The sequence below is a fragment of the Nonomuraea sp. NPDC050733 genome (assembly GCF_040654215.1).
Classification (GTDB): Bacteria; Actinomycetota; Actinomycetes; order Streptosporangiales; family Streptosporangiaceae; genus Nonomuraea.
Genome location: NZ_JBFAHO010000026.1, coordinates 44,078 through 70,280 on the forward strand (window position 1 = coordinate 44,078; position 26,203 = coordinate 70,280).

The 26,203-nt window shown below is 69.7% G+C and carries 25 protein-coding genes and 1 pseudogene; 13 read left to right on the forward strand and 13 right to left on the reverse strand.

From position 1 onward, the window contains the following. The first annotated feature begins 289 nt into the window (after positions 1 to 289). Positions 290 to 2,227, forward strand: a complete 1,938-nt coding sequence (locus AB0H64_RS31210; protein ID WP_357631819.1) for a BRCT domain-containing protein — start codon at positions 290 to 292, stop codon at positions 2,225 to 2,227. 250 nt (positions 2,228 to 2,477) lie between these two features. On the opposite strand, the gene AB0H64_RS31215 is transcribed toward AB0H64_RS31210, so the two are convergent. Then, positions 2,478 to 5,651 carry a S8 family serine peptidase gene (locus AB0H64_RS31215; RefSeq protein WP_357631821.1) on the reverse strand — a complete coding sequence of 1,058 codons (3,174 nt, stop codon included), beginning with the start codon at positions 5,649 to 5,651 and terminating at the stop codon, positions 2,478 to 2,480. 246 nt (positions 5,652 to 5,897) lie between these two features. On the opposite strand from AB0H64_RS31215, the gene AB0H64_RS31220 reads away from it, so the two are divergent. From AB0H64_RS31220 to AB0H64_RS31235, 4 genes are all read left to right on the forward strand, one after another. Then, positions 5,898 to 6,029: a hypothetical protein gene (locus AB0H64_RS31220; protein WP_357631822.1), complete on the forward strand. Its 132-nt coding sequence runs from the start codon at positions 5,898 to 5,900 to the stop codon at positions 6,027 to 6,029. 68 nt (positions 6,030 to 6,097) lie between these two features. Next, positions 6,098 to 6,664 (forward strand): RNA polymerase sigma factor, encoded by a 567-nt coding sequence (locus AB0H64_RS31225; RefSeq protein WP_357631824.1) that lies wholly within the window; start codon positions 6,098 to 6,100, stop codon positions 6,662 to 6,664. Beyond that, positions 6,657 to 7,724, forward strand: a complete 1,068-nt coding sequence (locus tag AB0H64_RS31230) for a CU044_5270 family protein (protein WP_357631826.1) — start codon at positions 6,657 to 6,659, stop codon at positions 7,722 to 7,724. The genes AB0H64_RS31225 and AB0H64_RS31230 overlap by 8 nt, the downstream gene beginning before the upstream one ends. Positions 7,725 to 7,805: 81 nt before the next feature. Then, positions 7,806 to 8,651, forward strand: a complete 846-nt coding sequence (locus tag AB0H64_RS31235; protein ID WP_357631828.1) for a hypothetical protein — start codon at positions 7,806 to 7,808, stop codon at positions 8,649 to 8,651. A 70-nt stretch (positions 8,652 to 8,721) separates the two neighbouring features. Here the strand turns inward: AB0H64_RS31235 and AB0H64_RS31240 are convergent, their stop codons facing one another. Further along, positions 8,722 to 8,853, reverse strand: coding sequence for a hypothetical protein (locus tag AB0H64_RS31240; protein ID WP_357631829.1), 132 nt, complete (start codon positions 8,851 to 8,853; stop codon positions 8,722 to 8,724). A 101-nt stretch (positions 8,854 to 8,954) separates the two neighbouring features. Between AB0H64_RS31240 and AB0H64_RS31245 the strand changes: the two genes are divergently transcribed. The 3 genes from AB0H64_RS31245 to AB0H64_RS31255 all read left to right on the forward strand — a co-directional run bounded on the left by AB0H64_RS31245 (position 8,955) and on the right by AB0H64_RS31255 (position 10,747). Next, positions 8,955 to 9,536, forward strand: coding sequence for a dihydrofolate reductase family protein (locus AB0H64_RS31245; protein ID WP_357631831.1), 582 nt, complete (start codon positions 8,955 to 8,957; stop codon positions 9,534 to 9,536). A gap of 144 nt (positions 9,537 to 9,680) precedes the next feature. Beyond that, on the forward strand, positions 9,681 to 9,950 hold the full coding sequence (locus tag AB0H64_RS31250; protein ID WP_357631833.1) for a hypothetical protein: 270 nt from the start codon (positions 9,681 to 9,683) through the stop codon (positions 9,948 to 9,950). Positions 9,951 to 10,207: 257 nt separating this feature from the next. Then, positions 10,208 to 10,747, forward strand: coding sequence for an MFS transporter (locus AB0H64_RS31255; RefSeq protein ID WP_357631835.1), 540 nt, complete (start codon positions 10,208 to 10,210; stop codon positions 10,745 to 10,747). Here AB0H64_RS31255 and AB0H64_RS31260 read toward each other — a convergent pair. From AB0H64_RS31260 to AB0H64_RS31270, 3 genes are all read right to left on the reverse strand, one after another. Continuing rightward, a complete protein-coding gene (locus tag AB0H64_RS31260) occupies positions 10,744 to 11,730 on the reverse strand; it encodes a sigma-70 family RNA polymerase sigma factor (RefSeq protein ID WP_357631837.1) in 987 nt (328 codons plus the stop codon). The two genes, AB0H64_RS31255 and AB0H64_RS31260, sit on opposite strands and share 4 nt — an antisense overlap. A 359-nt stretch (positions 11,731 to 12,089) precedes the next feature. Next, the gene (locus AB0H64_RS31265; RefSeq protein WP_357631839.1) at positions 12,090 to 12,503 is read right to left on the reverse strand and encodes an SgcJ/EcaC family oxidoreductase; all 414 of its coding nucleotides are present in this window, start codon (positions 12,501 to 12,503) and stop codon (positions 12,090 to 12,092) included. Between the two features lie 248 nt (positions 12,504 to 12,751). Beyond that, positions 12,752 to 14,977 carry a hypothetical protein gene (locus tag AB0H64_RS31270; RefSeq protein ID WP_357631841.1) on the reverse strand — a complete coding sequence of 742 codons (2,226 nt, stop codon included), beginning with the start codon at positions 14,975 to 14,977 and terminating at the stop codon, positions 12,752 to 12,754. A 261-nt stretch (positions 14,978 to 15,238) separates the two neighbouring features. Here AB0H64_RS31270 and AB0H64_RS31275 point away from each other — a divergent pair, with 261 nt between their 5' ends. After that, on the forward strand, positions 15,239 to 15,823 hold the full coding sequence (locus AB0H64_RS31275) for a DinB family protein (RefSeq protein ID WP_357631843.1): 585 nt from the start codon (positions 15,239 to 15,241) through the stop codon (positions 15,821 to 15,823). Positions 15,824 to 15,962: 139 nt separating this feature from the next. On the opposite strand, the gene AB0H64_RS31280 is transcribed toward AB0H64_RS31275, so the two are convergent. From AB0H64_RS31280 to AB0H64_RS31305, 6 genes and pseudogenes are all read right to left on the reverse strand, one after another. Then, positions 15,963 to 16,520, reverse strand: a complete 558-nt coding sequence (locus AB0H64_RS31280; protein WP_357631845.1) for a hypothetical protein — start codon at positions 16,518 to 16,520, stop codon at positions 15,963 to 15,965. Then, entirely contained in the window at positions 16,520 to 17,140 is a 621-nt protein-coding gene (locus tag AB0H64_RS31285; protein WP_357631847.1) for a TetR/AcrR family transcriptional regulator, read from the reverse strand. Before AB0H64_RS31285 ends, AB0H64_RS31280 begins: the two co-directional genes overlap by 1 nt. 120 nt (positions 17,141 to 17,260) lie before the next feature. After that, positions 17,261 to 17,944, reverse strand: coding sequence for a DUF4142 domain-containing protein (locus AB0H64_RS31290; RefSeq protein WP_357631849.1), 684 nt, complete (start codon positions 17,942 to 17,944; stop codon positions 17,261 to 17,263). A 469-nt stretch (positions 17,945 to 18,413) separates the two neighbouring features. After that, complete coding sequence (locus AB0H64_RS31295) at positions 18,414 to 19,262, reverse strand: SDR family oxidoreductase (protein ID WP_357631851.1); 849 nt, start codon at positions 19,260 to 19,262, stop codon at positions 18,414 to 18,416. A gap of 22 nt (positions 19,263 to 19,284) precedes the next feature. Next, entirely contained in the window at positions 19,285 to 20,688 is a 1,404-nt protein-coding gene (locus tag AB0H64_RS31300) for an MDR family MFS transporter (RefSeq protein WP_357631853.1), read from the reverse strand. A 542-nt stretch (positions 20,689 to 21,230) separates the two neighbouring features. Next, positions 21,231 to 21,476, reverse strand: a pseudogene (locus AB0H64_RS31305) (hypothetical protein); the annotation flags it as partial. A gap of 116 nt (positions 21,477 to 21,592) precedes the next feature. On the opposite strand from AB0H64_RS31305, the gene AB0H64_RS31310 reads away from it, so the two are divergent. Beyond that, positions 21,593 to 21,823, forward strand: a complete 231-nt coding sequence (locus AB0H64_RS31310; RefSeq protein WP_357631855.1) for a hypothetical protein — start codon at positions 21,593 to 21,595, stop codon at positions 21,821 to 21,823. 225 nt (positions 21,824 to 22,048) lie between these two features. Further along, positions 22,049 to 22,492, forward strand: a complete 444-nt coding sequence (locus AB0H64_RS31315) for a hypothetical protein (RefSeq protein ID WP_357631857.1) — start codon at positions 22,049 to 22,051, stop codon at positions 22,490 to 22,492. A 342-nt stretch (positions 22,493 to 22,834) separates the two neighbouring features. Here the strand turns inward: AB0H64_RS31315 and AB0H64_RS31320 are convergent, their stop codons facing one another. Then, the gene (locus AB0H64_RS31320) at positions 22,835 to 23,470 is read right to left on the reverse strand and encodes a TetR/AcrR family transcriptional regulator (RefSeq protein WP_357631859.1); all 636 of its coding nucleotides are present in this window, start codon (positions 23,468 to 23,470) and stop codon (positions 22,835 to 22,837) included. 112 nt (positions 23,471 to 23,582) lie between these two features. Here AB0H64_RS31320 and AB0H64_RS31325 point away from each other — a divergent pair, with 112 nt between their 5' ends. Both AB0H64_RS31325 and AB0H64_RS31330 read left to right on the forward strand, forming a co-directional pair. Next, on the forward strand, positions 23,583 to 24,149 hold the full coding sequence (locus tag AB0H64_RS31325) for an NADPH-dependent FMN reductase (protein ID WP_357631861.1): 567 nt from the start codon (positions 23,583 to 23,585) through the stop codon (positions 24,147 to 24,149). A gap of 14 nt (positions 24,150 to 24,163) precedes the next feature. Next, positions 24,164 to 25,288: a serine hydrolase domain-containing protein gene (locus tag AB0H64_RS31330; RefSeq protein WP_357631863.1), complete on the forward strand. Its 1,125-nt coding sequence runs from the start codon at positions 24,164 to 24,166 to the stop codon at positions 25,286 to 25,288. Positions 25,289 to 25,599: 311 nt separating this feature from the next. Here the strand turns inward: AB0H64_RS31330 and AB0H64_RS31335 are convergent, their stop codons facing one another. Then, entirely contained in the window at positions 25,600 to 26,127 is a 528-nt protein-coding gene (locus tag AB0H64_RS31335) for a MarR family transcriptional regulator (protein WP_357631865.1), read from the reverse strand. Positions 26,128 to 26,203 lie beyond the last annotated feature (76 nt).

Sequence of the window (26,203 nt, forward strand, 5' to 3'; positions counted from 1 at the left end):
GCGTACCAGCATCAGCTGAAGGGCGGGGCTGGGCCACGCTCAGGAGACTCTTGGGCGCCGCAGTCGATGGCTGATCGTCATCGGCTTCGTTCACGAAGTGCTCGTGCCGCTGGACATCATCGCGGCGTAAGGGCTGAGGTTAACCCCCGCGCCCTGGGCCGCCGTCCTCGCGCACACCTTCACCGGGTATGCCGGCGGCATCACCCTTGCGGCAGTGTGGACGGTGCCGGCGCGGCCCGGCCTAACTTGGGTCGTATGACGCTGCATGGTGCGTCTATCCTCCACAGCTATGGATCTTCGAGGCAAGACCGTCGTCGTGGCCGGCAGGTTCCGTACCGAATCCGTCGCGAAGCTGAGGATGCGGCTTCAGGGGGCCGGGGCGACTGTCGTGGACGAGGTTTCGCGTTCCGTGGACATCGTGTTCGACGGGGACGACGGCAGTTACCCGAACGAGCGCGTCCGTGCGGCGGAGCGACTGGGCGTGCCGGTGTTGTCGGTGGAGGAACTGCTGGCCTCGCGGACCAGGCGTACGGGGTCCGGGGATTTTCCCGGGCATGCCGATCTGGAAGCGGTGCAGGACGATCCCGCGGCCCTGCTCCACCTGCTGGAGGAGGCCGACTGGTCGGCGTTCGAGCCCGAGCGGGACCTGCTCACGCTGCGCGCCCTCCTGACCGGTGTGGAAGAGCGGCACGGCGTCACCGGTGCGCACCTGCTGGTCACCGAGCGCCTGCGCGAGCGCGGGGCGCGGCTGCGTCACCCGTACACCATGTTCGGCGGCGGCTTTCAGGACTACGCGCTCAGCCCGTGTGGCCGCTACCTCGCCACGGGCCGAGGGCCGGCGGAGGGTCAGTACGACGGCACCGGTCCCCTGCAGGTGTGGGAGATGGCCACGGGACGCCTCGTCAACACGATCGACGTCATGTACGGCGTCGGCTGGCCCGGCCGCCGCGACACCGTGCAGTGGTCCGCGGACGGCACCCGGGTCGCGCTGGCGTTCTGCACGAACAACGTCGGGGTGTGGGACCCGTTCGGCGCGCGTACCAGTCCGTACGGGAGCGCGGACGTGACGGACGGGTACGACGCCGCGGCCATCTTCGCCCTGGCCCCCGACGGGCGGCGGGCCTACATCTCGATGAGCAGCGAGCACGAGATGATGGGCTGCGTCGCGGCGCTGGACGAGGGCAAGGTCTTCTACAACGACTACCGCCTCCACAACACAGGCCCCGAGCCGGCCATGCTGACCGAACCGCTGCCGGAGGAGGTGAAGGAGCGGCTCAAGAACGACTACTTCTCCTTCCGCCGGGTGCGCTGGTCCCGCGACGGCGGGCGGCTGCTCGGGGACAACGAGACATGGGCCGCCGTGGTCGATCTCCCGGGCGGACGGATGCGCTGGCTGGCGCTCACCGCCGGCCCCGTCGTGTGGAGCCCGGACGACCGGTACGCCGCGGCGCTGACGCCGGGCCGCCCGCGCCGGCTGACCGTCCTCGACTCCGGCACCGGGCGGCCGGTGGGCGACCCCGTGGACCAGGCCGAGGGGTCACTGCACTGGGGCATGCGCGGGACCGAGGCCCGGCTGGCGGTCGTGGTGGAGAACGGCGGCGGTGCCGACGTTTACGACGCGCGCGGCCGTCACCAGTACCACCTGCCCATCGCCACCACCAAGCGCATCGGCCGGTACTTCTACGACGGCCAGGAGCGGCCCTGGGCCTGGGAGAGCGCCGGGGACTTCGCCGCGTGCCTGACCGCGGACGGGCGGGCGGAGGTGTGGTCACTGGGCGGCGAACCGGCCCAGGTCGGGTCAATCGAGGCGCCGGACGGGACGCAGGCGGTGTTGTGGGGCGCGGACGGGGTGCTCGCGCTGATCGGCGCGCAGACTCTCCGCTTTGTCGGCGCCTTCACCGGCGCCGTGCTGGGCGACTTCGTGTTCGGCCGTTACTTCGACAGTGAGCGGAGTCCGCTCGACGACGATTGCGCAACCCTGCACGGGATGTTCCGGTCCGACGCCTTCCCTCTGGCGGACTCCTCGTGGTGCGCCATCGCCGACCCAGCCGTCGGTCCCGCCGCGGCCCTGGTGGTCGCCGACGAGGACCGCCTGGACTCCCCGGACGACCTCGACGCCGTCCTGGCCTGGACCGTCGACCGCCGCTTCACCTGGCCCGTCCGCTGGGGCCGTCTCGACGTCGTCGCGAGCGTCGAGGCGGCGTCCGCTCTCCTTCGTCCGGCCTGAAGTTGTCGCACCAGCGCCCGGCCCTGAGCGGCCCGATGCCGCCACCAGAGGCTTGACGCGCGTCGTTGCGATCACCGTCTTTCCGAGTCCGGTACAAGGTGGAGAGGCCCATGCCGCGCGCGGCGACCGCGCAGGAGGGTGCGCACCACCCCGTGTCCGGCACCAGGCAGCACAGCACGGGCTGGCGTTCCACGTCCGCTGACCTGGCAGGTGTCCCTGCCCGAACGGGTGCCGGGCAGGGATCCTGGCGTCAGCCCACCGCGTACGCGCGCGTCACGGTCTGTGTCACACGGCCGCCTCGGGTGTCGGCGACAGTGGCGCGCAGGGATACGTACCCGCTGGTAGCGGGGTTGGCCAGCAGCGCGACCCAGCCGGAGCCGGACGGGGCCACCGGCACCGGACGCCAGCTTCCGCCGTCGTCGAACGACGCCTCCAGCTTGATCGTCCTGACCCGCGCCTCTGCCGCGCCGGGGTTGCGCTCGACACGGAGGGGAATTCGGGTCAGCGACCGGGGCTTGGCGCGATTGTGGTCGTCCAGCCCGGCGGGGACGTAGCGGACCGCCATCAGGGGCAGCGCTCGCGCCTCGGCGGCCCGCTCCGAGCGGAACGTCCATACCGACTCGATGCCCGTGGACAGCGTGCCCTGCCGCTGGGCGGACGCGGTCAGCGTGTAGTCGGCCGCCTCGGCAGGGAGCTGTCGGGCGTCCAGCAGGCATCGGGCGGGCTGGAGGTAGGCGCACCCGGCCAGGTCCGCCCTGGCGAGCACCGCACCGCCGCGGGCCAGGGTGAGCGTGCCGGTGGTGGCGCTGTCGGCGCCGGTGAGGGAGGCTGCGTCGGTGAAGAGCCGGTCGGCGCTGAAACGCAGCCGGTCACCGTCGCGATCGCCGGCCGGTGTGCCGAACGCGGGGCCGGTCACGGCGGCGTTCCACGTCTCCTTGACGGTGCCGCGCTTGAGGACCCCGGTCGTGCCGGCCACGACGTGCGTGCCCGTCCACACCTCCGTCGTCCAGGCGAACCCGGGCGTCCGGTAGTGCGTCATCGTCCCGGGCAGGTCCGTGACGGGGCTGGCGTAGGGGAAGACGAAGTCCCAGGAGTACCCCGGAAGCCGGACGCCCACGTATGCCCGGGCCTGGGCGGCCGTGCCGGGAGCCCGGTAGCTCGCCTCCACCTTCACCAGCTCGCTCGTCCGCGCCGTGTAGGTGGGATCGTCCGGGATGCCGTTCTCGTGGTAATGGACCAGGTCGTAGCGGTACGGGCTCGGCCGAGTGTCTTTCTTGTGCCAGACGGTCTTGGCCAGGTACGTCAGACCCGGCGTTCTGACAGGGAGCGCGTAGTAGGTCAGCTCGCCGCCGGCCATGAACCCGAACATCCAGGACCCGTTGATCAGGTTCATCTCCAGCAGATCGGCCTGCTGAGCGGTCGGCTCGTCCACCGCGAACTTCACCTGCCTGCCCTTCCGCACGTCGAGCGTCACCTCGCGGTCGGCGTCGGTCAACGGCACGGCCTGGTGCGCGGTCATGGTCACCTTGTCGTCGCCCACGTCGGCGTAGAGGTTCCAGTCGCCCTTCGGCAGGCGGGCCTTCGCCACGCCACGCTGGAAGAACAGCAGCTCCCAGCGTCCGGTCTTGAGGTCGTAGACCTCGCCGGAGCTCACGAAGAGCGGCTGGCCCTCCTTGCCGACGGCCTTGACGGTCAGGTCGTACGACTCGGGCTCCACGTACGCGCCCGCGAGGGTGCGCACCACGATGTCGCCGGACCTGGCGGTGACGGTGCCCGGGTAGTCGCCGGGGGCCTTGCCCTCGGCGTGGATCGTCAACGTGACCGAGGCCTCCCCCTTGGCGGGCACCTCGAGCCGCTGGTGCTCCAGGCGCAGCACGTCGTTGGAGGTGGTGAGGTCCAGGGTGACCGGGGTGTCGCCGGAGTTGGCGTAGGTGAGGGTCTTGGTGGCCACCCGCTCCCCCGTGCCGTTCCAGGGGAACGCCGCCCACACGTTGCCGCTCATCTCCACCACGGGCTGGGCCAGGGCGCGGACCAGGTCCACCCTGCCCGCCCCCTCCTGGTACGGCGTGGAGCTCCCGTTCGGGGCGGCGCTGCCGATGAGCGCCGCCTTCAGCCGCGCCCCGTTCCAGTCGGGGTGCCGCTGCGCCAGGATCGCCGCCGCGCCCGCCACGTGCGGAGCCGCCATCGACGTGCCACTGTGCGCCACGTACGGCCCGTCCGCGGTGCCCGCCGCGGCGGCGGCCATGATGTCCACACCCGGCGCGGTCACGTCCGGCTTGATCGCGTGATCGCCCTTGCGGGGCCCGGCGCTGGAGAAGGGCGCCCTCATGTCGTCCCGATCCACGGCGCCGACGGTCAGAGCGGCGTCGGCGCTGCCGGGACTGCCCACCGTCCCGGCGAGCCCGTCGTTCCCTGCGGAGATCACGAACAGCGCGCCGGTCCGCTCCGACAGCGTGTCGACCGCCTGCTCCAGCGGGTCCGCGTCGGGCGTGTCCGGGCCGCCGAGGCTCATGTTGACGACCTTGGCCTTGACCTCCACGGCGGCCCACTCCATGCCGGCCAGGATGTGGGACTCGAACATCACCCGATCCCCCACCTTGCCGAGGGCGATCTTCGCGTCCGGGGCCACGCCGCGCTGCTTCTCTCCCGCGCCCGCGACGATCGACGCCACATGCGTGCCGTGGCCCACGTTGTCGCGCGCGTCGGTGCCGCCGGTGAAGTCCCGCGCCTGCGTGACCACACCCTTCAGATCGGGGTGATCGTGGTCGTAGCCGGAGTCCAGCACGGCCACCGTGACGCCCTTGCCCGTCAGGCCCTGCTGCCACGCCTGCGGAGCGCCGATCTGCTTGACGCTCCGGTCCAGGCTGAACGAGCGCTTGCCGTCCAGCCACAGCTTCGTCTTCCCGCCGCTCAACGTCCGGGCGCCGCCGGCCAGGCCCTTCCACGCCTCGGCCGCGCTCTCCTTCGGCACCTGCATGGCCGACATGCCCAACTGGGACAGGTGCCCGGCCTGCCTCGCGCTCCGCGGGGCGGGCACGTCCCCCTGCGCGATCAACGGGATGTCGCCCCGCCGATCGTCGCCGTACCCCCACTCCAGCAGCTGCGTCACGTCGAACAGCCGCTCGTCCAGCACCCCCTGCGCCACCAGCGCGAACGCGTCGGACGGATAGACGTGCAGGTGCCCGTCACGGTACCGGGTGGAGTAGCGGACCCGCCTGCCCGGCCCCGGCTCCACCCGGTGACCGGCGGGGGTGACGACAACCCGGTCGCCGGTGAGCAGGGTCACCGTGCCCGACCGGCCGCTCCCCTGCTGTGCGACCGCCTGCCCGGAGTCCTGCCCGCCGGGATCGGCGGGCGCCTGCACGGTCGCGAATCCCACCGACCCGGCCAGGACGGCGGCGACCAAGCCACTGCCTAAGCTCATGCGCACCTCTCCGATGATTGAAGATCGACACGAGGTATTACCGCCGGGCGGCTACGGAGTTCATGACGCTTCTCCGGGCCGTGAGGGAGGTGGCCACGTCGGAGTGGTCGCAACCGGCCGTTCGTCCCACCTGGCGCGGCCGGCGACTGTTGCCGGTCAGGCTGCGCAGCACCAGCGACATCCCTTCACAGCGGCCGAGGAGCAGGCCGCTCACGTGCAGCGTGCGTGGTGTGCCAGGACACCCGCGTGTCCGCCGGCGCGGCGGCCCTCTACCCCCAGCGCTGCACCGGCCCGGCCGCGCGGCGCCGCCTGCTGCACGGCGTCAAGGGGGTACGGCTGGTGCCGCGACTGAGCAGAAATCGAAGGGCCCTGGTGTGAACTCTTCGGCGGAGCAGCGGTAAGAACATGCGAATCTGCCCGCAGCGCGCGAAGGAGCTGAACCGTTCATGGCCGAACCGGCGACAGCCGAGGCCGCCGACACCGACCTGATCCGCCGCTCCCTGCGGGAGCCGCAGGCATTCGCCGCGCTGTTCGACCGGCATGCTCCCGCCCTGCACCGTTACGCGGCCCGCAGGCTCGGTCCGGAGGCGGCCGAGGACGTGGTGTCCGAGACGTTCCTGGCGGCGTTCGAGCACCGGCACCGCTACCTGTCCTGCCAGGCCGACGCCCGGCCCTGGTTGTACGGCATCGCCTCGAACGTGATCGGCAAGAGGCGCAGGCGCGAGGCGGCCCGTTACCGGGCGTACGTGCGTGGTGGCGTACACCCGGCGGAGATCGGCGGCGGGCTGGTGGAGGACGGCGTGAACACGCTCGCGGTGAACAAGCCGCTGGTGGCGGCCCTGGCCGGGTTAGGCGCCGGCGACCGGGACACGCTGCTGCTGGTGGCGTGGGCGGGGCTGACGTACGAGGAGGTGGCCGAGGCGCTGGACATCCCGGTCGGGACTGTCCGCTCCCGGCTCAACCGGGCGCGCAAGAAGATCCGGCGGGCTCTGGAAGGGACAGACCATGAATGAGATGGAGGAGCTCGGCCGCCTGTGGGCCGACACGCCCGAGCCGAGCGCGCACGACCTGGCGGCCTCCCGGGCTGCCCTGATGTCCACGATCGCCCGTCCCCGCGGACGGGGCGTGCTTGCCCGTCCGCGTGGCCGTGGGGTGCTCGCCCGTCCCGGCGCCTTTCTGCGCACCAGGCGAGTCGCCCTGACCGGCGCCATGGCGGTGGCGCTCACCGTCGGCATCCTCGCCGCCCAGGTGGGCCTGGGCGGCTCCGATCCGGGCAACCCGCTCGCCGCGCCTCCCGCCGACGCTCAGACGCTGCTCAAGCTGGCCGCGCGGGCCGCCGCCGAGCAGCCGGACACGGTGCCGGCCCGCGGCCAGTACGTGCACACCAGGAGGCTGACCCAGCAAAGTCTGTTCACGACGGACGAGGCCGGCACGTCGCAGTACACCAAGGTGCTGGTCAACGAGGAACGCTGGGAGGCCGCCGACGTCGGCAAGCCCTGGCTGAGCCGCGAGCAGGCCGTGTCTGCCACGGGACCGGCGCCCCGCTACCGCTGGGACCACGGCGTCGAGGACACCGTGTACGAGCCCGCGACCTGCCCCGGCCAACCGGCCTACGCCCGGCTGCGCAGCTGGCCCACGGACCCCGCGCAGGTGCGCGCGAAGATCGTGGCCGACACGGGCGCGGATCCGCTGCGCATGTGGTCCTCCCTCCAGGGCCTGGTCGCCGAGTCGGTGGTTCGCCCCAGCCTGAGCGCCGCGCTCTACCAGGTGGCCGCAGGGTTGGACGGCATCGTGCTCATCCCCGGCACCGTGGACGTCGCCGGCCGGCCCGGCCTGGCCGTCGGGATGGACCAGGGCGACGGCACTCGCGCGGACCTGATCTTCGACGAGCGCACCTATCGCTACCTGGGCGAGCGCACGGTGAGCACCAGGGACAGAAAGGCGAAACTGCCCTTCGGCGAGGTCATCGAGAGGAAGGGCACGGCGAACGGCACCGCGGTGCTCACCGTCGATGTCGTCCCCGGTCTGCCCGAGGTGTCGCCGAACGCGTCCCGCATGGAGATCCCCTGCTGAGACTTCCCCCGATCCGGCCTTTCAGCCGGAAGTTCTGTTTCGCATGCCGCTGTTGCGCATGCCCAAGTGAAGGAGCAAACCATGTTGATCGCAGCGAAGGCCGTCGCAGCCACCCTGCTCATCAGTACGTTCAGCGGTCTCCCCTCGCCGGAGACGCAGGCCGCCTACGAGAAGAAGGCCGCCATGGAGGAGACCAGGGTGGCCTGCATGCAGGAGAAGGGGCTCACCTACCTGGCCGAGCCGATCGTCAAGCGCAAGTGGCAGCCGGGAGAGCGCGAGCGGCTGGCCGGCGACCATGAGGCGCTGCGCGCGTACCGGGCCAAGTACGGGTTCGGCGTCTGGTCCAAGCTGGTCTATCCGCGTGACCCGGCGGTCAACCCGGTGTCCGGGGAAAGCGTGAACAACAAGAACCTGATGGCGATGCCGGCGGACAAGCTCAAGGAATGGCGCGCGGCAGACGACGCCTGCTTCGCCGAGGCGGCCGAGAAGCACCTGGGCCTCACCGTCACCTCGCAGCGAGGCGACTACCTCACCCAGCTCAACGCGGCACTGGACAAGTCCGTGGCCGCTCTCGACAAGGACAAGCGGCTCGCGCAGCTCGGTGGGCGGTTCGCCGCGTGCCTGGGCATCAGCGACACCAGTCCTTCGGCCCTGGCCGAACGCGGTCGGTCGACGTTCACGAAGCAGGCCACGCAGGTCGCCAAGAAACTGCGCAAGAGCCCGCTGCCGAAGGAGCCCGAGGGCCGCACCCTGGCTCTGATGCCGCCGCTGAAGCCGGAGCAGGCCAAGCCGTACCTGGAGAAGGAGATCAAGGCGGCGCTGAAGGACCTGGAATGCGGCAAGTCCTTTTACGCCGCGTACTCGCCCAGGGTGAAGGCGGCCAATGAGCAGGTGTACCAGAGGTTCGCCGTGGACTTCGCGCTCTGACAGGGGCGGGCGCGGGGGCCTGGTCGCTCGGGGCAAGCGAGCGACGTTCGAAGTGATGGAGGGGCGCCGTTCACAGCTCGGCGAACGGGCCCCTCCATCCGGCCTCGGGGAACATCGGTACAGCGGTTAACGCCAATCCGGTGATCATGGCGTCCAGCACGGGTGACAGGCCCGGCGCGGGGTTGGGCGGAAGATCCCTCATCAGGGTCGGGACGGTGGCCGCTGCCGGCCGATTGACTTCTTTCAAGAGCGACAGCTCACGACACGCTAATTTGGGGGCACGCCAAAGCAGAGGAGCGCCCCGTGGGCAAGGTGGTCATGTACAGCTCGGTGTCGGTGGACGGCTTCATCGCGGACGAGAATGACCAGCCCGGACCGCTGTTCGACTGGTTGTCCAGCGGTGACGTCCCGTTGGACGAGAGCGGCGAGCTGAAGGTGTCGCAGACGTCCTACGACTACACCCGGGCGTACTGGGACCAGATCGGAGTCACGATCGTCGGCCGCCACGTCTTCGACCTGACGGACGGCTGGGGCGGCAAGCCGCCGGGCGGCATCGACCACGTGGTCGTCGTGTCGCACCGGCCGATGCCCGAGGACTGGGACCCCGAGGCGCCGTTTCACTTCGTCGACGGCGTCGAGGCAGCCGTGGCCAAGGCGCAGGAGCTTGCGGGTGACCGCATGGTCGAGGTCTCCGCTGGCGACGTCGGTGGCCAGGTGCTTGCCGCGGGCCTGATCGACGAGGTGCGCATGGACGTCGTACCCGTCGTGTTCGGGTCCGGCAAGCGCTACTTCGGGTCGGTCCACGCGCAGCACCTGTTGGAGGATCCTGACGTGGTGATTCAGGGCAACCGGGTGCTTCACCTGCGCTATCGGGTGCGCCGTTGACCGATCTGAGCGGGTACGCGAAAGTCTCACCGCGAACGGTGACACAAGATCGGGCCTCCGGCTGCGTTTGCAATCGCCGCCCGGCTCGTCATCACCAAGGGCAAGAAGACGGGCCGACGCCCCTCCCCGGCCACGGTCATGCGCATGTTCCGCGAGCACGACGCCGAAGCCGCCCCGGCATGGCATCCGCCACAGGATGACCAACCGGCCCTCAGGTCCACGTTGCTGCTGGTCCGGCTCGGCCTGTACGCCACCGACGTGCTGCGACTGCGCCGCGACGACTTCGACCCCGACCTGCCCGAGAGGGACTTCACCACCCTGGCCGAGGCGGCGTGGCAAAACCACCTTGCGGGCTGGAAGGGTTCGCCGGTACTTCGGCAACCCCGAGCGGGGCAAGCCTCCACCGCGGCTTGAGGCTTTCCCGCCCATAGGCCCCAGCCCTGTTCGCGACAGGCGGCGGAAAGTCTCCGGGATCAGTTCAACGACAGCCTTGAAGTCATGAGCTCTGACGACCACGAACAGCCTGGCGGCCCCGAAGCCCGCCAACAAGACGTTCGTCCCGCCGCTGCGCCGGGATCCGGTCGGCGCGCGATCCGACTCTCGGCCGTGGCCGGCGCCTTCGACCCCCGGGAGGCGCGATGCGGCCCTCAACGAGTCGTGGAGGTGAACACGTGAGCCCCACTCCACCTTCCGCGCCGCCCGCGTGGCGGGAGTTACTGGGCCGGGAGCATCTCGGCGCGGCCATCGTGCTGGCCGGCGGGGTGCTCGTCGGCGCGATCAACATCTACCTGGCGGCGAGCCTGCTGCCGACCGCGGTGTCCGAGCTCGGCGGCGAGAGTTTCTACGCCTGGAACATGACCGTCTACCTCGTCGCCATGGTGATCGCGACGATGCTCACCGGCCGGTTCCTGTCCCGGTGGGGCAACGTCGGCGCCTACCTCTTCGGCTTTGCCACGTTCACCGTGGGCTCGCTGGTCTGCGCGGTGAGCGCGTCGATGGCGGTGCTCCTGGCCTCACGGGGTGTTCAGGGCCTGGGGGCCGGGTTGCTGTCCGGGCTGGGGTTCGCCGTCATCCGATCGGCGCTGCCGGCCCGGCTCTGGACGCGCGGCGCAGCGCCGACCGGGCTCGTTGTCCACGAGCACAAGCGCCTGGGCCGGGCCTGGAGCTGGCCGCGCTGGCCGCGCTGTTGCAAGCAACGGTCACCGCGCTAGGCCTCGTCGATGGCAAGTCCCTGGTCGTCGAGCTTGGCCGCGAGGCCGAAAGTCGCGTAGACGTTGGGGTCCTGGAAGACCGAGTTCCGGGTGATGCCCTCGTCGGTGACAGTGAAGATCTGGAGCGTGTGCAGGTTGTACCCGTCGCCGACGCGCTGATAGGCGGCGAATCCGGGCTGGCCGCCGTTGGCCGTGACCTCCTTGAGGAGCCAGTCCTTCCCGGCCGCCCCAAAGACCCATTCCATGAACAGGCCGTAGTTGCTGCGGCCGGAGAACCAGTTGAGCATCGGCGGCATCTCCATGATCACGTCCTCGGTGAGCAGCCGCTTGAGGCCTTCGACGTCGGCCAGCTCGAATGCCCTCATGTAGCGTTCGACCCAGGCGCGCTGCTCGGACGCAGACGGCTCGCTGACCCGTTCCTGCCGGACCCCGACCTCCTTGACGCGAGTACGCGCCCGCTGCAGGGAACTGTTCACCGACACGACGGTGGTGCCGAGGATTTCCGCCGTTTCGGCCGCGGAGAAGCTGAGCACGTCACGCAAGATCAGCGCACCGCGCTGACGCGCCGACAGGTGCTGGAGGACGGCCGCGAACGCCAGGCGCAGGCTGCTGCGGTCGATCACGGCCCCAGCCGGGTCGCCCGCGTCCAGCAGCGAGTCCGGCAAGGGCTGGAGCCAGGTGACGTGCTCTCCCTGGACGAGCGGCCCGAGCGGATCCGACGCGGCCACCAGCCCCGATGGCAGCGGTCGGCGACCGTGGACCTCCAGGGCGGTCAGGCAGGCGTTGGTTGCGATCCGGTAGAGCCAGGTGCGCAGTGAGCTGCGGGTATCGTCGTACTGCTCCCGCGCCCGCCACGCCCTCAGGTACGTGTCCTGGACCGAGTCCTCCGCGTCGTGAGCCGAGCCGAGCATCCGGTAGCAGTACGCCAGCAGTTCCGTCCGGAACGGTTCGATCCGACGATCGAAGCCTTCCTTCCCCGTCATCACGCCACGCTCCATCCCCACAGCCACCATACCTGGCGACTGCCGTGACAATCCGCTATGGGCGGATAGGTCACCCCGTGCGTCATCAACGACCTGGCCATGGAATTCAGTGCAGTTCCTGAACGTCGCTCGTAGGTACGAAAGTCACGCCAAGGGGCCTGGAACAGGTCCTTGGCGTGACTTTCGTTTGGATGCGTCGTGGGTCCTCCGGGTTGCATGTGGTGCAAGGTCAGAGGCGCCCATGCGGGGGCATCTGGCCCTCGGGTGTGAAGTTCCTACAGGTCAGAGCGATGCAGGGCTTTTCGGTCCGATATCCGTCATGGCCCCGCACACGGTCACTGCTGGTTACAGGGAAGGGCTCACTGCGCAGGCGCCAGCACCGGGCTGTTGTGATAGGCGGCGATCAGCCATTGGCCGTCCCGCTTCTCGAAGACCCAGGTGCAGTTCACCTTACGCAGGTCGTCTGGGACCTCGGTCTCGCCGGGGAACAGGATGGCGGATTCGCTGATGACGATCGCGCCGTCCCTGCCGACGAAGCGGATGCTGAGCTGCTTGTTGTAGGTCGAGCTGCCCTTGAGCGGCCCCTCGAAGGCCAGGCCCATGTTCTGACGGATCATGTCACGGCTGTCTCGGAGCGAGCCGGTCATGATGGCGGTCGCGTCCGCGGTGTAGTTGGCGACCATGCCGTCGGCGTCGCCGGCCTCCCACGCCTTGTAGGAGTCAACCAGTACGGCCTGGATGGCGGCCTCGTCTGCCGCACGACTGTTCGACATTGGATTCTCCCTTGTGATCGATTCGCCCGGGGTAGTCCGGCGAGCTCGTGAGTACATACCGGCGGCGGGGTCGGAACTCATCGCGGCGGATGAAAATCCGTCTCTACGTCTTCGAGAGGGCGGCAATAACCCCAGGTCAAACCACCACAGACGAACCCGAACGCTTAGCGCACGATCCTGCAGAGATGTTCCTCAGCCCCTAGACGCAGCCCCGCAACATCGCCATATTGCTGGGCCTGCCCGGCCGGTCATGCCGGGCGGGCGAGCCTGGCGAAGGAGAGGACCACGACCGTCGACAGCAGCCAGCCGAGCACGCTCGCCACGTTGAGCAGCGCCGAGGTCACCCTGCCGGCCGTGGTGCGCGTCTCCGGGTACCAGACGGCGCGCTGCCCCAGCGAGATGAGCGGGACGACGGTGTCGATCGTGTAGAAGACAGGGTCGAAGCAGCGGACCTGGCCGTCGCCGCACGGCCCCGGCCGGGGCGCGGCGCGGGCCCTGGTGGCGGTGGCGTCGGCCGCCTGCTTGGTCTCGTCCACGGTGACCAGGCGGCCGTCCACCGCGTACACGTTGCCGCGGGGGTCCGTGGCGCGTAACGTCGCCTGCGCCGCCGGGGTCGCCACCAGGGCTCCGACCAGGGCAAGCAGCGCCCCCAGCAGCCACAGCGTGCGTCCCGGGCGGTAGCCGTAGCCAACCGTGACCCCGTACAGGACGTCCCGGAGGTCGCGCAGGACGCGGCCGGGCGTGCGACCGCCCGGCGGCCGGGCCTGCCTGGCGTGCCTGCGCTGCTCCATGAGCAGCCGCTCGGCCTCCGCCGGGCGGCCGTGCTGGCGGAAGACCCTGGCCGCCTGCTCGTACGGACCCGCGTCGAAGGGTTCCATGCCGCGCAGCCAGTCGCGGCGGGTCCGCCAGTCCCAGGAGCCCTCGAACCGGTCGTACACGAAGCCCGCGATCGCCGAGCGTCGCGGCCACGTGGTGGGATCGTCGGCGAGCACGGTGGTGACGGCCCCCGTGAGGTCCACCGACGCCGGGGCGGCCGTCCAGTGCAGGTCCATGCCGCCGCGCGCGGTCGCCGACACAGCTGTGAGGTCCCCGAACGTGCCGCCCGCGCAGTCGAGCCGCCCCTCGATGACGGCCCTGTTCAAGCGGACGGTGCCCTCGGCGGTGAATCCCCCGGCGAGCAGGACCGATCCCCTGACCACGGCCTGGCGCAGGGAGAGCGCCTCGCCGCCGGGGTTGCGCAGCCGGGCGCCGTGGGCGTCCAACACGGTGCCTATCGTCGCGGAGCGGAAGATGATCCTCCCGCCACGGGTCTCCACCTGGCGCAGGTCCACGTTGCCGTCGATGGTCGAGCCCTGCGCCGCGACGAGCGTGCGGCCCTCCGGCCCGCTCCATCGGGTGCCCTTCAGGACGAGGTCTCCCCTGACGTGCGCGCCCGCCAGCCGCAGCGTGCCATCGACGGCCACCCCCTCGGCCAGGACGAGGCTGGAGCGCAGCTCGGCGTTGGTCAGATCGAGTGCCTGCTCCCCGCGGGCGGAGAGCACCGTGCCCTCGTGGATCTGGATGGTGCTGTACGTCCCCATGGACAGGTCGATGCCGCCGCCGATCCTGCACTCTCCCTCGATGCTGACGTCGCCGTTCACGACGAGCCCGGGCGCACTGACCGCGGTGCCGGCGCGGCGCCGGCTGGTGTAGCCGACCCCGGCGACGGCCCCGGTGGGCTCGAAGTCGGCGTCGCGGATCAGGAGCTGTCCGGCGATCCGGGCGTTGCCCAGGTCCAGGCGGCCCCGGATGAGCGGGCGGCGCCCCGTCTGGTCGGCGATGACGAAGACGCTGCCGCCGATCGTCGCGTCACCGAGGGCCAGCCCGCTCGTGAGCCGGGCGCCGGTGAGGTCGAGCGAGCCCGCCACGTCCGCGCCGAGCAGCCGGATGCCGCCGCGCGCCTCGAAGCCGTGGAGCAGCCGGATCGTCCCGCCCACCCGCATCCGGTCTGCCTGCACCGCGCGGACCGCGCCGTCGATGACGGTGTCCACGCACAGCAGCCGCCCGCCGATCTCCGACTCGCACAGCCACACCGCGGCGCTGCACGAGGTGCTGGCCGAGGTCCACAGGTCACCCCGGATGCGGGACCGGGACAGGTCGAGATCGCGGCGCACACGCAGCCCGTTGGCCAGGATGCCGGGGATGTCGCATCCGTCCAGCACCAGCGCGTGCAGCTCGGCGCCGTCGAGGTCGAGCGGCCGGTCGAACGCGCAGCCCACGAACCGCAGCGGGAAGGGGACCTGCATGCCGCGCAGGTCGAGGCCGCCCTCCACGCGGGCATCCTCCAGGGTCAGGCCGCGGGGATCGAGGTCCTGCGGGTCGCGCCGGAACAGCTCGCGCAGCAGGCCGCCGGTCACGCCGTGGTCGTCGCCGTCGAGCGGGCGGAGCGCCTCGCCCGTCGCGGCGGCGCGGCGCAGGGTCGCCTCATTGATCATGTGATCACCTTAGGCATGGCGGGCCGGTCCGTCTTGAGGCTGCGGAGAACGTGGCAGCGTGCGCCGGTGGAGACGCCCTGTTCGGCCTTACGCCCTCGCGGCCGCCAGAGGCCGGCGACGGCGCCCGCTCTTCGCCCCGAGGCAGTGCCCGTCCGTGAGTGTGAACAACGGCGGCCATGGCCAGGCCTCCGCTCTGCCAGTCGTTGCGGACCACGTAAGGGAACTTGAGACCACGAGCAGCCCATGGCAGGCTCATGCCGCATGATCGATGAATTCGCGAAAGATCACCTGCACGGGAGGCTGCGGCGGGACCGCAAGGCGCTGCTCTGGAAACTCGACGGCTTGTCCGAGTACGACGCCCGCCGACCTTTGACAGCGACCGGGACCAACCTCCTCGGCCTGGTCAAACACGTGGCCACCGTCGAGGCCAGGTACTTCGGCGAGGTCTTCGACCGCCCTTCCCCGGAACCGCTGCCCCGGTGGCAGGACTCCGACGGCAGCGATCTGTGGGCGACCGAGGACGAGACCCGCGATCAGATCATCGGGTTCTACCGGCGCACGTGGGAACACTCGGACGCGACGATCAACGAGCTTCCCCTCGACGCCCCCGGCCACGTGCCGTGGTGGCCGGAGCCTTATGCCGACACGAACCTGTTCGCGGTCATGGTCCATGTCCTCGGCGAGTCCATCCGGCATGCCGGACACGCCGATATCCTGCGCGAGGGCCTCGACGGCCGGACCGGGTTGCGCGCCGAATACGAGAAGCAGATCGACGAGGAAGCCCGCGCAGCCTACTGCGCGAAGATCGAGCAGGCCGCCAGGACGGCCGCACCGATCAAGGCTTAACCACAATCGCACCACCGTCCCCCCACCACCGAGCGTGTCCAAGGAGAGACCTGGATGCTCGGCGTCGCCCGCTCCACGCTGTACCGGGCGTGGAGAACGACGAACCGACCGCCATGAGCCCCCCACCGGGCTGACCGGACTACCTGCCCACCCCCACATCGGTGGGGCGCCTGGCTATCACGACGACGTTCTGGCACAACAGGGTCAGGCCCAGCATGAAGATGACGCTCGCGCTCGTCGCCAGTGCGGTGGCGGCGTGGCCGGCGCCGTAGCCGCCGAGGAGGAAGCGGAGCCCGATGGACAGGCACCACAGGGCCACGGACACCGGCCCGTAGCGGTACCAGGTCGCGGCGAGCTTGGGGTAGATCTGCACGGTGAACCCGCGGACGACGCCCAGGCCGACCGACACCACCAGGTCGGCGGCGATCAGCTGGTAGTCGATGCCGTGCAGCTCCACCCCCGGCAGGAGCGGGAGGACCGGCCCGAGACCGGCGACGAGCAGGATGATCGGCAGCACCAGCAGCTTGACGGGCCGGAGCTCCCGTCCGCCCATCCTCGTCACCACGACCACCAGGACCACGAACAGGCCGATGAACACCGGGAGCCGCCCGGCGCCGTCCGCGTCTTCGGCCACCAGTACGGCCACCGATCCGGCCATCGCCGTTCCGGAAGCGAGCAACGCCTCGAACCCCGCCATCAGGACTCACCCCCCAGGTGGCGGGCCAGCACCGAGGCCAGCGCGGTACGGAACGCGTCCTCGTGCGCCGGTTCGGCGGGGTCGTGGCCGAGCCCGGTGAGCCAGGACCGCTTCCCGAGCGCGAACCCGTAAGACGCCGACAGCCCGAGCAGCACCACCGCCTCGATCCGGGCACGGTCCGGCATCCGCTCTACGGGCAGGACGATGCGGATGCCGGCCTCCATCGCGTCCACGAAAGCGGACAGCCCCTCCGACACGGTGCCCGGGCCTTCGGCGTGCAGCATCGACCAGGCCCACAGGCGGACGTAGCGCTCATCGGCCAGCGTCTCGAACAGCACCCGCGTCATGCTCTCCGAGTACGGCACGCCCTGGTCGGCGCGCATCCGTTCGCGCAGCCGCTCGCGCTGGCGCTCGTTCTCGCGCCGCAGCACGGCCTGCACCAGCGCGTCATAGGTGCCGAAGTAATGGGTCACGAGTCCGTGCGTGACGCCGACCGCGTCGGCGACCCTGCGCAGGCCCACGCCGTTGGGCCCGTACCGGGCGATCAGTTCGGTCGCGGCGTCGAGGATCTCCTCGCGCGACTGTTCGGGCGCCCGCCGCCGGCGCTGTCGTTCGGCCACGTCGATGCCTTCCAGGACAGGCCAGAGTTATTGTCCACTCTGCCAACAGAGTTGTTGTCCACTATGCCAACAACGGGTCGTCCTGGCTAGTCCGGAGCGATCATGGGCTGTGCGCCCTTGTCACTCGGGCGGGGCGGGGAAGCTCTCAGGCGTGGTCAGGCCGGTGCTCTCCAGCAGGCGCTGGTGGTTGAGCACCGCGGCGTTGGCCTGCTCGGAGAAGCGGCGGACCAGGGTGTTCTGCGTGGTGCCGCGCACGGTGCCGATCAGGGTGAAGATCTTGCCGTGGGCCAGGCGGAGCCACTTGACGTAGGTGACGTCATAGGCGGACCCGGACCTGCTGGAGATGTCGCTCATCCATGCCTGCTGCTCGTCCGTGGGCTTCACCGGCAGCGTGACGTCCAGCTTCGCGGCCAGGTCGCGGACCTGCCCGTCCAGCGTGTGGTGCTGGGCCGCGATCTGCCTGCTGACCTCGCGGACCTTCGCCCTGCTGGCGCGCTGCATCGCGTCCTGGGCCATGGGCATCTCCCACAGGCTCGCCAGTCGGACCTTCTTGATGAGGTCACGGTCGGTTTCCGACAACGGCCCCCACCTGGTCTCCCGGGTGCCGATGTCGGCGGCGGCCTCCGCCGCGGCCTGGGCCGGGATGGGCGAACGGGTCGGCCCGGCCCCGGCGGCGGGCGGCGCCGCGCCGAGGTCGCCGGCGCCGGAGCGCGGCGTCGGCGTGTACTGGGCGCAGGCGGCGAGCGCGCACAGCGCGACGGCGGCACAACTGACGAGGGCCCCGCGACTTCGGCCGAATCTCATGCGCGCCATCCCTTCCGGGGCCTCGTACGCGGCCCTTCCGAGTGATGCTGGTCACTCCGAGATACGCTCGCGCGGCCGCCGGGGGTTCAGCGCAGTGTGCAAGGTTTGCACGGGGCAATCACGCTCTCTTCACGCCCCTACATTTCTTGCACAGGGCAAGGATCTGCTCCCGTCAGCGACGGTGAACCGGGAAGGCTGGCCGGCATCGTCGTGTCGTGCCCTGTCGAAGGACAACCATGAGCCCGAACCCGCCACGCCCGCCGGAGCCGCCGTCCCTGCGCGTGGAGGAGTGGGAGGCGGGCCGCGTGATCGTGCTCAGCGGGGCCCTCGTCCAGGCGACGCCTCACGCGCTGGAGCGGCCCCTGGTGCGAGCCGAGAGCTCGCCAAGCTCATCGAGGGGTGGCGGCCCCCTACGCCCGACCGGGGCAGGATCGCTGGCAGCACGGCCTGCGATCCTGCCTCGATTCCGTCACCGGAAGATGTGGATGTTCTCGCGGACCCAGTCGTGGAGGGTCAGCGGTGGGTTGCCGGTGAGCCTCTCGACGGTGTCGAAGATCTTCCAGTCCCAGGCGGTCGATTGGCGCTTGAGCTCCAGCAACGCCTTCAGACGAGGCCCCGACCAGCCGAGGCGGTCGAATTCCGCCTGAGTTTCGGCTGGAGTGCGTTCGATGAGCTTGATCGGCTGGCCGAGGACCTGGCCGATAATGTCGGCCTGGTCCCGGGGCGAGAGGGCTTGGCCGCCGGTGAGGGTGTAGGCGTGGCCCTCGTGGCCTGGCGTGGTGAGGACGTGCGCGGCGACGGCGGCGATGTCGCGGGGATGGATCATCGCGGAGACGGGGTCGCCTTCGGTGACGTACATGCTCTGCTCGGCGGCGATGGTTGCGGCGTAGCCGTACAGGTAGACCATGAAGGTGCCGGGCCGCAGGATGGTCCACGGCATGCCGGAATCCTTGATGACCTGTTCGCCGAGCCGGTGGCCTGTGGTGATGGGGTCGGTGGCGTCGAAGGTGACGCCGCTGGTGGATAGCTTGACCAGATGGGAGACCCCGGCGCGGGCCGCCGCGGCGGCCAGGTTGCGTTCCTGGACGGGGCCGTCGGGGCCGTAGCCGGGCGGCAGGACGAAGACCTTGTCGATGCCGTCGAGGGCGGCGGCGAGGCTGTCGGGCCGGTCGAAGTCGCCGGTGGCGACCTCGACGCCGGCGGGGAACGCGGCCTTGGCGGGATTGCGGGTCATGGCCCGGACGGGGACGTTCCGGTTGGCGAGCAGGGCGAGGAGTTCGGAGCCGACAGTGCCGGTGGCGCCGGTGATGAGGAACATGAGGGAGGTCCTTTCTCGGGGTTCAGGAGCGGGAGAGCTTGAGGTCGGGGAGGAACAGGGATAGGGCCAGCCCGATCAGTGCGATCGGGATGACATAGAGGAAGACCAGGTGCAGCGCGTCGGCGTAGCCTTCCGGGCCAGGCTGGGCTGGAAGCTTGCTGGTCACGAGGGCGGCGAAGAAGGAGGTGCCCAGCGCGGTGCCCATCTGCCGGGCCATGGTGGCGGTGCCCTGGACGGCGCCGATGTCGTCACGGCCGGCGGCGTTGCGGGCGGCCAGGCTCAGGGCCTGGGAGTTGAGCCCGCCGGCGATGCCGAACAGCAGCAGGAAGACGGCCGCGAGCACCGGGCCGGCGTCGATGGTCGCGCACAGCAGCGCGGTCAGTGCGAACAGGACCATGCTCGCGATGGGATGGCGGCGGTAGGAGCCGGCGCGGGCGATCAGCTTGGTGGAGGCGTAGGAGGTGAGTACGACGCCGAGCATCATCGCGGTGAGCAGGTAGCCGGAGGTCTGGATGCTGAGGGACAGGACGGCCTGCAGCCAGAGCACCAGGTAGTTGACGATGCCCAGGCCGAGGAATCCGGCGATGAAGCCGACCGCCACGACGATGGAGAACGTGCGGTCGCGGAACAGGCGCAAGGGGATGACCGGGTCTGCTGCGCGGCGCTGGGCGAGCACGAACAGCACCGGCAACAGCACGCAGGCGGTGGCCAGGCCGAGGGTGACCGGGGAGGTCCAGGCGTAGGCGGTGCCTGCCCAGGTGGTGAGCAGGTTCACCGCGACGATCGCGGCGGCCAGGAGGATGACGCCGAGGTAGTCGATGCGGGCATGTTTGCGCTGGGCGGGCAGGTGCAGCCGGACCGAGATGACGGCCACGACGAGTACGCCGAGGGGCAGGTTGACCAGGAAGATCGAGCGCCAGCCGGCCAGGTCGGTGAGCAGGCCGCCGATGGTGGGGCCGGTCAGGGACGCGGCGCCGAAGGTGAGGGAGAACCAGCCGTAGTAGCGGGCGCCCTGCTGGGGAGTGAACATCTCGCCGAGGAGGGACAGGACCGAGATGAACAGGCCACCGCTGCCGATGCCCTGGATGACGCGGAAGGCGATCAGCTGCGTCATGGTCTGGGCCAGGGCGCAAGCAGCCGAGCCGGCCAGGAAGACCAGGATCGAGATGAGGAAGACGCGCTTGCGGCCGTACAGGTCACCTAGCTTGCCGTAGAGGGGAACAGCGGCGCTGCCGGCGATGAGGTAACCGGTGGTGACCCAGGCGAACTGGTTCAAGCCGCCAAGGTCGCCGACGATGCGGGGCAGCGCGGTGGCGACGATCTGCGAGTCGAGCAGGGACAGGAAGACCGCTGCCATCAAGAGGACCACGACTGTGGTGGCACCGGCCGAAGCGGTCACGGCAGGTACAGAAGAACGGGAAGTCACGAAGATCCTAGCGATCAGAGAAGCAAGCTCCAGCGGAGCCTGCGAACGAACGGAAGAAGAACATCGGCCCCAAATGGGCGATGGAGATGGGATTGGTCAGGTGTGAACCTGACGCGAACCGGCCTACTCGGCCCTCTCAACCCTGATCCACCCGGTTGCGGGATTATCGATCAAGGTCCTTCATGGTGTTCGTTTGTTCTCGAGGCTCCCGATGGATCGCTAGGACGCAGACAGTCCGGGAGGTGATCAACCGGACGGCGGTGACGCTAACACTCCATGCCAGGGCAGTGCAACTCCGGGTCGACCAGTGAATGTCCGCCGCCAAACGAGGGACGCCGCCCTGACGCATCTGCGCGCGATCGGCTTCGACGTCCGGGACGATAACGTGGCCAGCCTGTCGCCGTTCGGACGGCACCGCTTCAACATGATGGGCCGCTACTCCTTCCGGCTCCCCGAACTGCCCGGCGGCCTCCGCCTGCTTGTTCGCGTGTTCGGCGAGCGCCAGCGGGGCGTCCGGCCAGGAGATGTCGATGAGATTCGGAGACGGCGGCGCGGTGCACGTCGACCATGAGCAGGCCCTTGCGCGGGTGGCCGAGCGAGTCGTACGCGCCCGCCTTGATCGGCGATTCGATGACCCGCTTGTTGCAGGCGGTGAGGGGCGCCTTGGCGAGGAAGTCGTTGCAGTCAGCGAAGCGGCCCTTCTCAGCGCGGGCCCTCACGATCCCGTCAACGACCTTCTCGCCGACGTTACGGACCGCGCCCATCCCGAACCGCACCTTGGTGTCTCCGACCGCGACGAAGTCGAGCTGGGAGCGATGTTCAGGATGCCGTCAGTGCTCGCCGAGCTCCAGCGCGCAACTACGACCTGTACGGGCCGGAGCTGCGGCCGGACATCGTGGTGTCGGTGAAGGGCCAGATCAACAACCGCGACGGCGCCATCTCGATCTTCGCCCAGGAGATGACCCTCATCGACGTGTCCGGCATCAACAGCGAATCCGGCGCACCGATCACCCTGTTCCTCCGGGAGGAACGCATCACCCTGGACCCGCTGGATGAACTGCGGCAGACACTGAAGACCCACCAGGGCCAGGTGCCGCTGCACATCAACCTGCGCCGCTGGCGGGCAAGGTCATAGTGATGGCGCTGCCGGAATGGCCGGTCAACGCCGCGCCGAGCTTCGCCGCCGACATCAAGGCCCTGCTCGGGCCGGAATCTGTCTCGCTGTGAGCGGGCAACCGTCACCGTCAGTAACCTGCGGAACGCTCTACCTTGCCCCCCTTGCCCAGGTGCGGTCCATTCCGATCCTGGGTAGCTACTCTTTGAACATGTACCACTACTCAGAGTAGTTGAGGAGGGATCTATGGGACTTCCAACGGGACGGTTCTCCATCTTCCGAGGCGAGGAGCTGGACGCGGTAAGCCGGATGGACTTCGTGTACGGCACACAGGGCACTTTGGTGGACACCAAGTGGCTGTGCTGGGGCGCCGCCGACTCCACTCAGGCGCGCTTCCTTGCGGTAGACGGCCGGGAAGAGGACGGCGGCTGGAGCTGCCGTATAAAAATCGCTGAGGGCTACTACAAGAGCTGCTACCTGGACTCCAGCGACGGCTACCTCTGCGCCGTAGGCTCCTCCAGCCAGCGGTGGAGGTTCGTGGGCAGCGGCGACCAGGTCGAATGGTGGCAAGGAGAACGGCCGGTAGTGATCACCGGCACCAAGCCCTCCGGCGCGGGCAGCGGCCGTCAACTGCGCGCCGAGTACGGCGCCACCCCGCAGATATACACCATCAGCCGGATCGACGGCTAAGCGCCGAGGGGTGAACCCCTGCCCATCGCGATCGCAGAAGCTCTGCGATCGCGATGGGCAGGGTTGTGACGCGCGCTCCGTGATGTCCAGGAGCGCTGAGCACGACTGACGCGTGCCAGTGGTACACCGCCCGGAGAAGAAGTCAGGGGATGCTCAGGACGTCGCTGGAACGGTACGGCCAATTATCAGCGGGCCAGGGAGTTGGTCGCCCGCATGTCGTCTCCTCGGATGACGTGTCGTTTCGGACCCCCTCAGGTTGGCTGTATGGCGTTCAGCCAGGTATGGACGCCGTCCAGGGAATCGTCTGGGAGATTTCATGGGTTGCGCGTAAGAGCGGATCCACTAACCAGTGCGGCGCTCCTTCCCGTAATAGGTCAGGAACATGGCGACGCCCGTGGTGACGAGGTCGTCGGCGAAATCCGGATCGAGCCTGTCGCCATAGGCGCTGTGCACGATGTGCGGGTAGAGCACCAACGCGTAGAACTGGGTGAGCGCCAGCTCCATGTTGGGGATGTCCAAGTCGTTGCGGGCGCTGAGCGCGGCCGCCAGCGGTTCGGCGAAACGATCGGGACCCTGTGTGCGCCAGGCGCGGCCGAGCTCGGGGAAGCGCCGTGCCTCGGCGGTGATCAGCGCGCGAAGGGCGAGGACCTCGGGCTGGGCCAGCCCTTCGATCCAGCCGCGCGCGGTGGCGATCAGGGTGTCACGCAGGTCGTCCTCGGCACACAGCCGCGCCTGCATCGCGCGCATGGTCTGGCCGAGCGCCTGCTCGAGCGCATCTCTCACCACCTCGAGGAACAGCTCTTCCTTGCTGGCGAAGTGGTTGTAGACGGTCACCTTCGACACCCCGGCCTCGGCGGCGATGTGATCCATTCCGATCCCGAAGCCCTGCTCAAGAAAGAGCTTGTGCGCCGCGCGCACGATCGCGGCGCGCTTACGTTGCGCACGCTCTCCCGAGGGGGTGCGTTTGGTCGTCGTCACTCCTCCATCATACATGAACTGTACTGTTGAGTTCGCATGAACTGTCCTGTACAGTTCGTTTGGCCGGATGCTACTGACCCGCACCGGTCCGACCTGCATCAAGAGAGTGCTGATGAACGAACTCAAGATCCTCGGGATTTCCGGAAGCCTGAGGGCGGAGTCCCACAACACCGCCCTGCTCCGCGCGGCGCAGAAGTTCACACCACACGGCGTCAACGTGGAGATCTACGACGGGCTGCGCGACCTCCCGCCGTACGACATGGATCTGGACACCCCGCACGGCAGGCCGGCCGCCGCGCAAGAACTTCGCGATCGGATCACCGCGGCCGACGGGCTGCTGATCGCGACGCCGGAGTTCAACTACTCCATCCCGGGCGTGCTCAAGAATGCCATCGACTGGGCGAGCACCGACTGGACCGGCACCGAAGGACTCCCGTTGCTGCGCAAGCCCGTCGCCATCGCAGGGGCCGCGCCCACCAATTTCGGATCGGTACGCGCTCAGCTGGCGCTGCGCCAGGTCTTCGTGTGGACCGACTCCGACGTCGTGATCAAGCCCGAACTCATCGTCTTCCGCGCCCACGAGCGCTTCGACGAAGGTGGCAACCTCATCGACGAGAAGACCGCCGACCTGCTGCGTGACTTGCTGGACGCCCTGGCGGCGAAGGTCCGGGCGGCATGAGGAAGGACTCAGAGATGGCCGTCCACGGCTCAGCCGCCGAAGGATTCGAAGAGGTGCGGGAGGTTTTCACGGCCGTCGCTGCGGAGGAGGAGGGGCTCGGCGCCCAGCTCGCTGTACGATATCAGGGTCGCCAGGTCGTGGACCTGTGGACCGGACCGGACCTGACCGGCGACTCGTTGCTCGCCCTCTACTCGTCAGGAAAGGGCGCCGCACACCTGGTGGTGGCGCTGCTGGTGCAGGACGGGACGCTGCATCTCGACCGGCCCGTGGCTGACTACTGGCCGGAGTTCGCGGCCGAGGGCAAGGGCGAGATCACCCTGCGGGATCTGCTGGCGCACCGGGCGGGGCTGATCGGCGTGGAAGGCGGCTTCAGTACGGCTGAGCTGGCCGATGACCGGCTGCTCGCCGTACGGCTGGCCGGGCAGCGACCCTACTGGCGGCCGGGCAGCGCCTACGGTTACCACGCCTTCGTCATCGGGGCGCTGACCGGCGAGGTGGTGCGCCGCGTGACCGGCCGCTCCACCCAGGAACTGTACGAGGAGCGGGTCCGCCTCCCCTACAAGCTGGATTTCTACCTCGGGCTCCCCGAAGAACAGGAGCCGCGCTACCTGCCGGTGCAACCGCTGCCGCCGGACAAGCAGGCGGCCGGTCCGATCGCCCCAGACAGCCTCATGGGTATCGCCTTCAACCAGAACGCGACCCCGCCCACCGACCTGGTGGACTTCGCCAACACCCGCGCCGTCCGAGCACTGGGGCCCAGTTCGTCAGGCAGCGTGGGAAACGCGCGCGGGCTGGCCAAGCTCTATGCCGCGGCCATCGGTACGGTCGACGGGCGTCCCGCCCTGCTGAACCCAGCGACACTGACCGAGTTCACCAAACCGCACACACCGGGAGTGGACGCGGTGACCGGCGAACCCGACCATTTTCTCCTCGGCTTCGAGGCCTTGAACGTCCGCTATCCGGCCCTGGGCGCCGACGCCTTCGGCCACAGCGGTGCCGTAGGCGCCCAGTCCTTCGCCGACCCGGGCAGCAATATCGCCTACAGCTACACCCGACGCCGGTTCACCATCGGTGAGGGCGGCGCCGCTCCAGAAAACCGCCGCCTGATCGATGCGGTCATGCACGCGGTCACCATCTGACCGACGCCGGCACGGCACCGCCCCGGTCATCCGCTGATCTTCCGACCCGGTAAGTGACCGGCAGGACGACAACGGTACGGGGCGGTGTCTCAGGCGGTCGGGATGCGGGCTGCCCGCGCTGGGTGAGGTCGTCGGCGGGCATGGTGGGGAAGCGGATGGCCGGTGGTGTGGGCATCCAGCAGCGCGCGGGCCTGCCCGTAGGACAGACGGGCGCATCCGGTGTCGGGGCAGACGTCGCGCGGTGCGAGCACCTTGTCCGGTCCGGGACGGCGGTGCGTGATGAAGACCGGGCCCCGGGTGCGGCTCCGGTTTCAGAGCTCCTCGAGGAACTCGCCCTCGGCGATGGGCTGCTCGTCCGCCGCCAGGCTGAAGGTGTTCAAGGCCGCCACCAAGGCGTCTCGCTGCTCCTGCGTGAGCTGGGCGAGGATCCGGGCCAGGTCGCCACGGCGGTGCCGGGTGACCCCGTCGACCAGGGCGCGCCCCTCCGGTGTGAGCGCGATGCGCACCGTGCGCCTGTCGCTGGCGGACCGGCTGCGCCGCACCAGGCGCTTGGCCACGAGCCGGTCGCACATGCGCGAGGCCGTCGACTGGTTCACCCGCAGCGCCTCAGCCAGGGTGGCCAGCCGTTGCGGCCCGCGCGCGGCGATCAGGACCAGCGCCCGGAACTGCGGAAGGGTCACGTCACCGCCGGCGGCGGCGATGGAGCGCGCCGCCACGGCCACCAGCGCGCGGCTCGCGGTCAGCACCGCCTCCACCACAGGATCGTCCGCAGACAGCTGCCCGGCGGCCGAGTCCACGGACAGTCGTCCGGTGGCCGAGTCGCGCACCGTGTCCCCCATCACTCGCTCCACCGACGTCACTCATGCAATCTAGCGGCGGGGCCCGTCCGGTCCTGCCCGTCCCGTCGTACGAGCC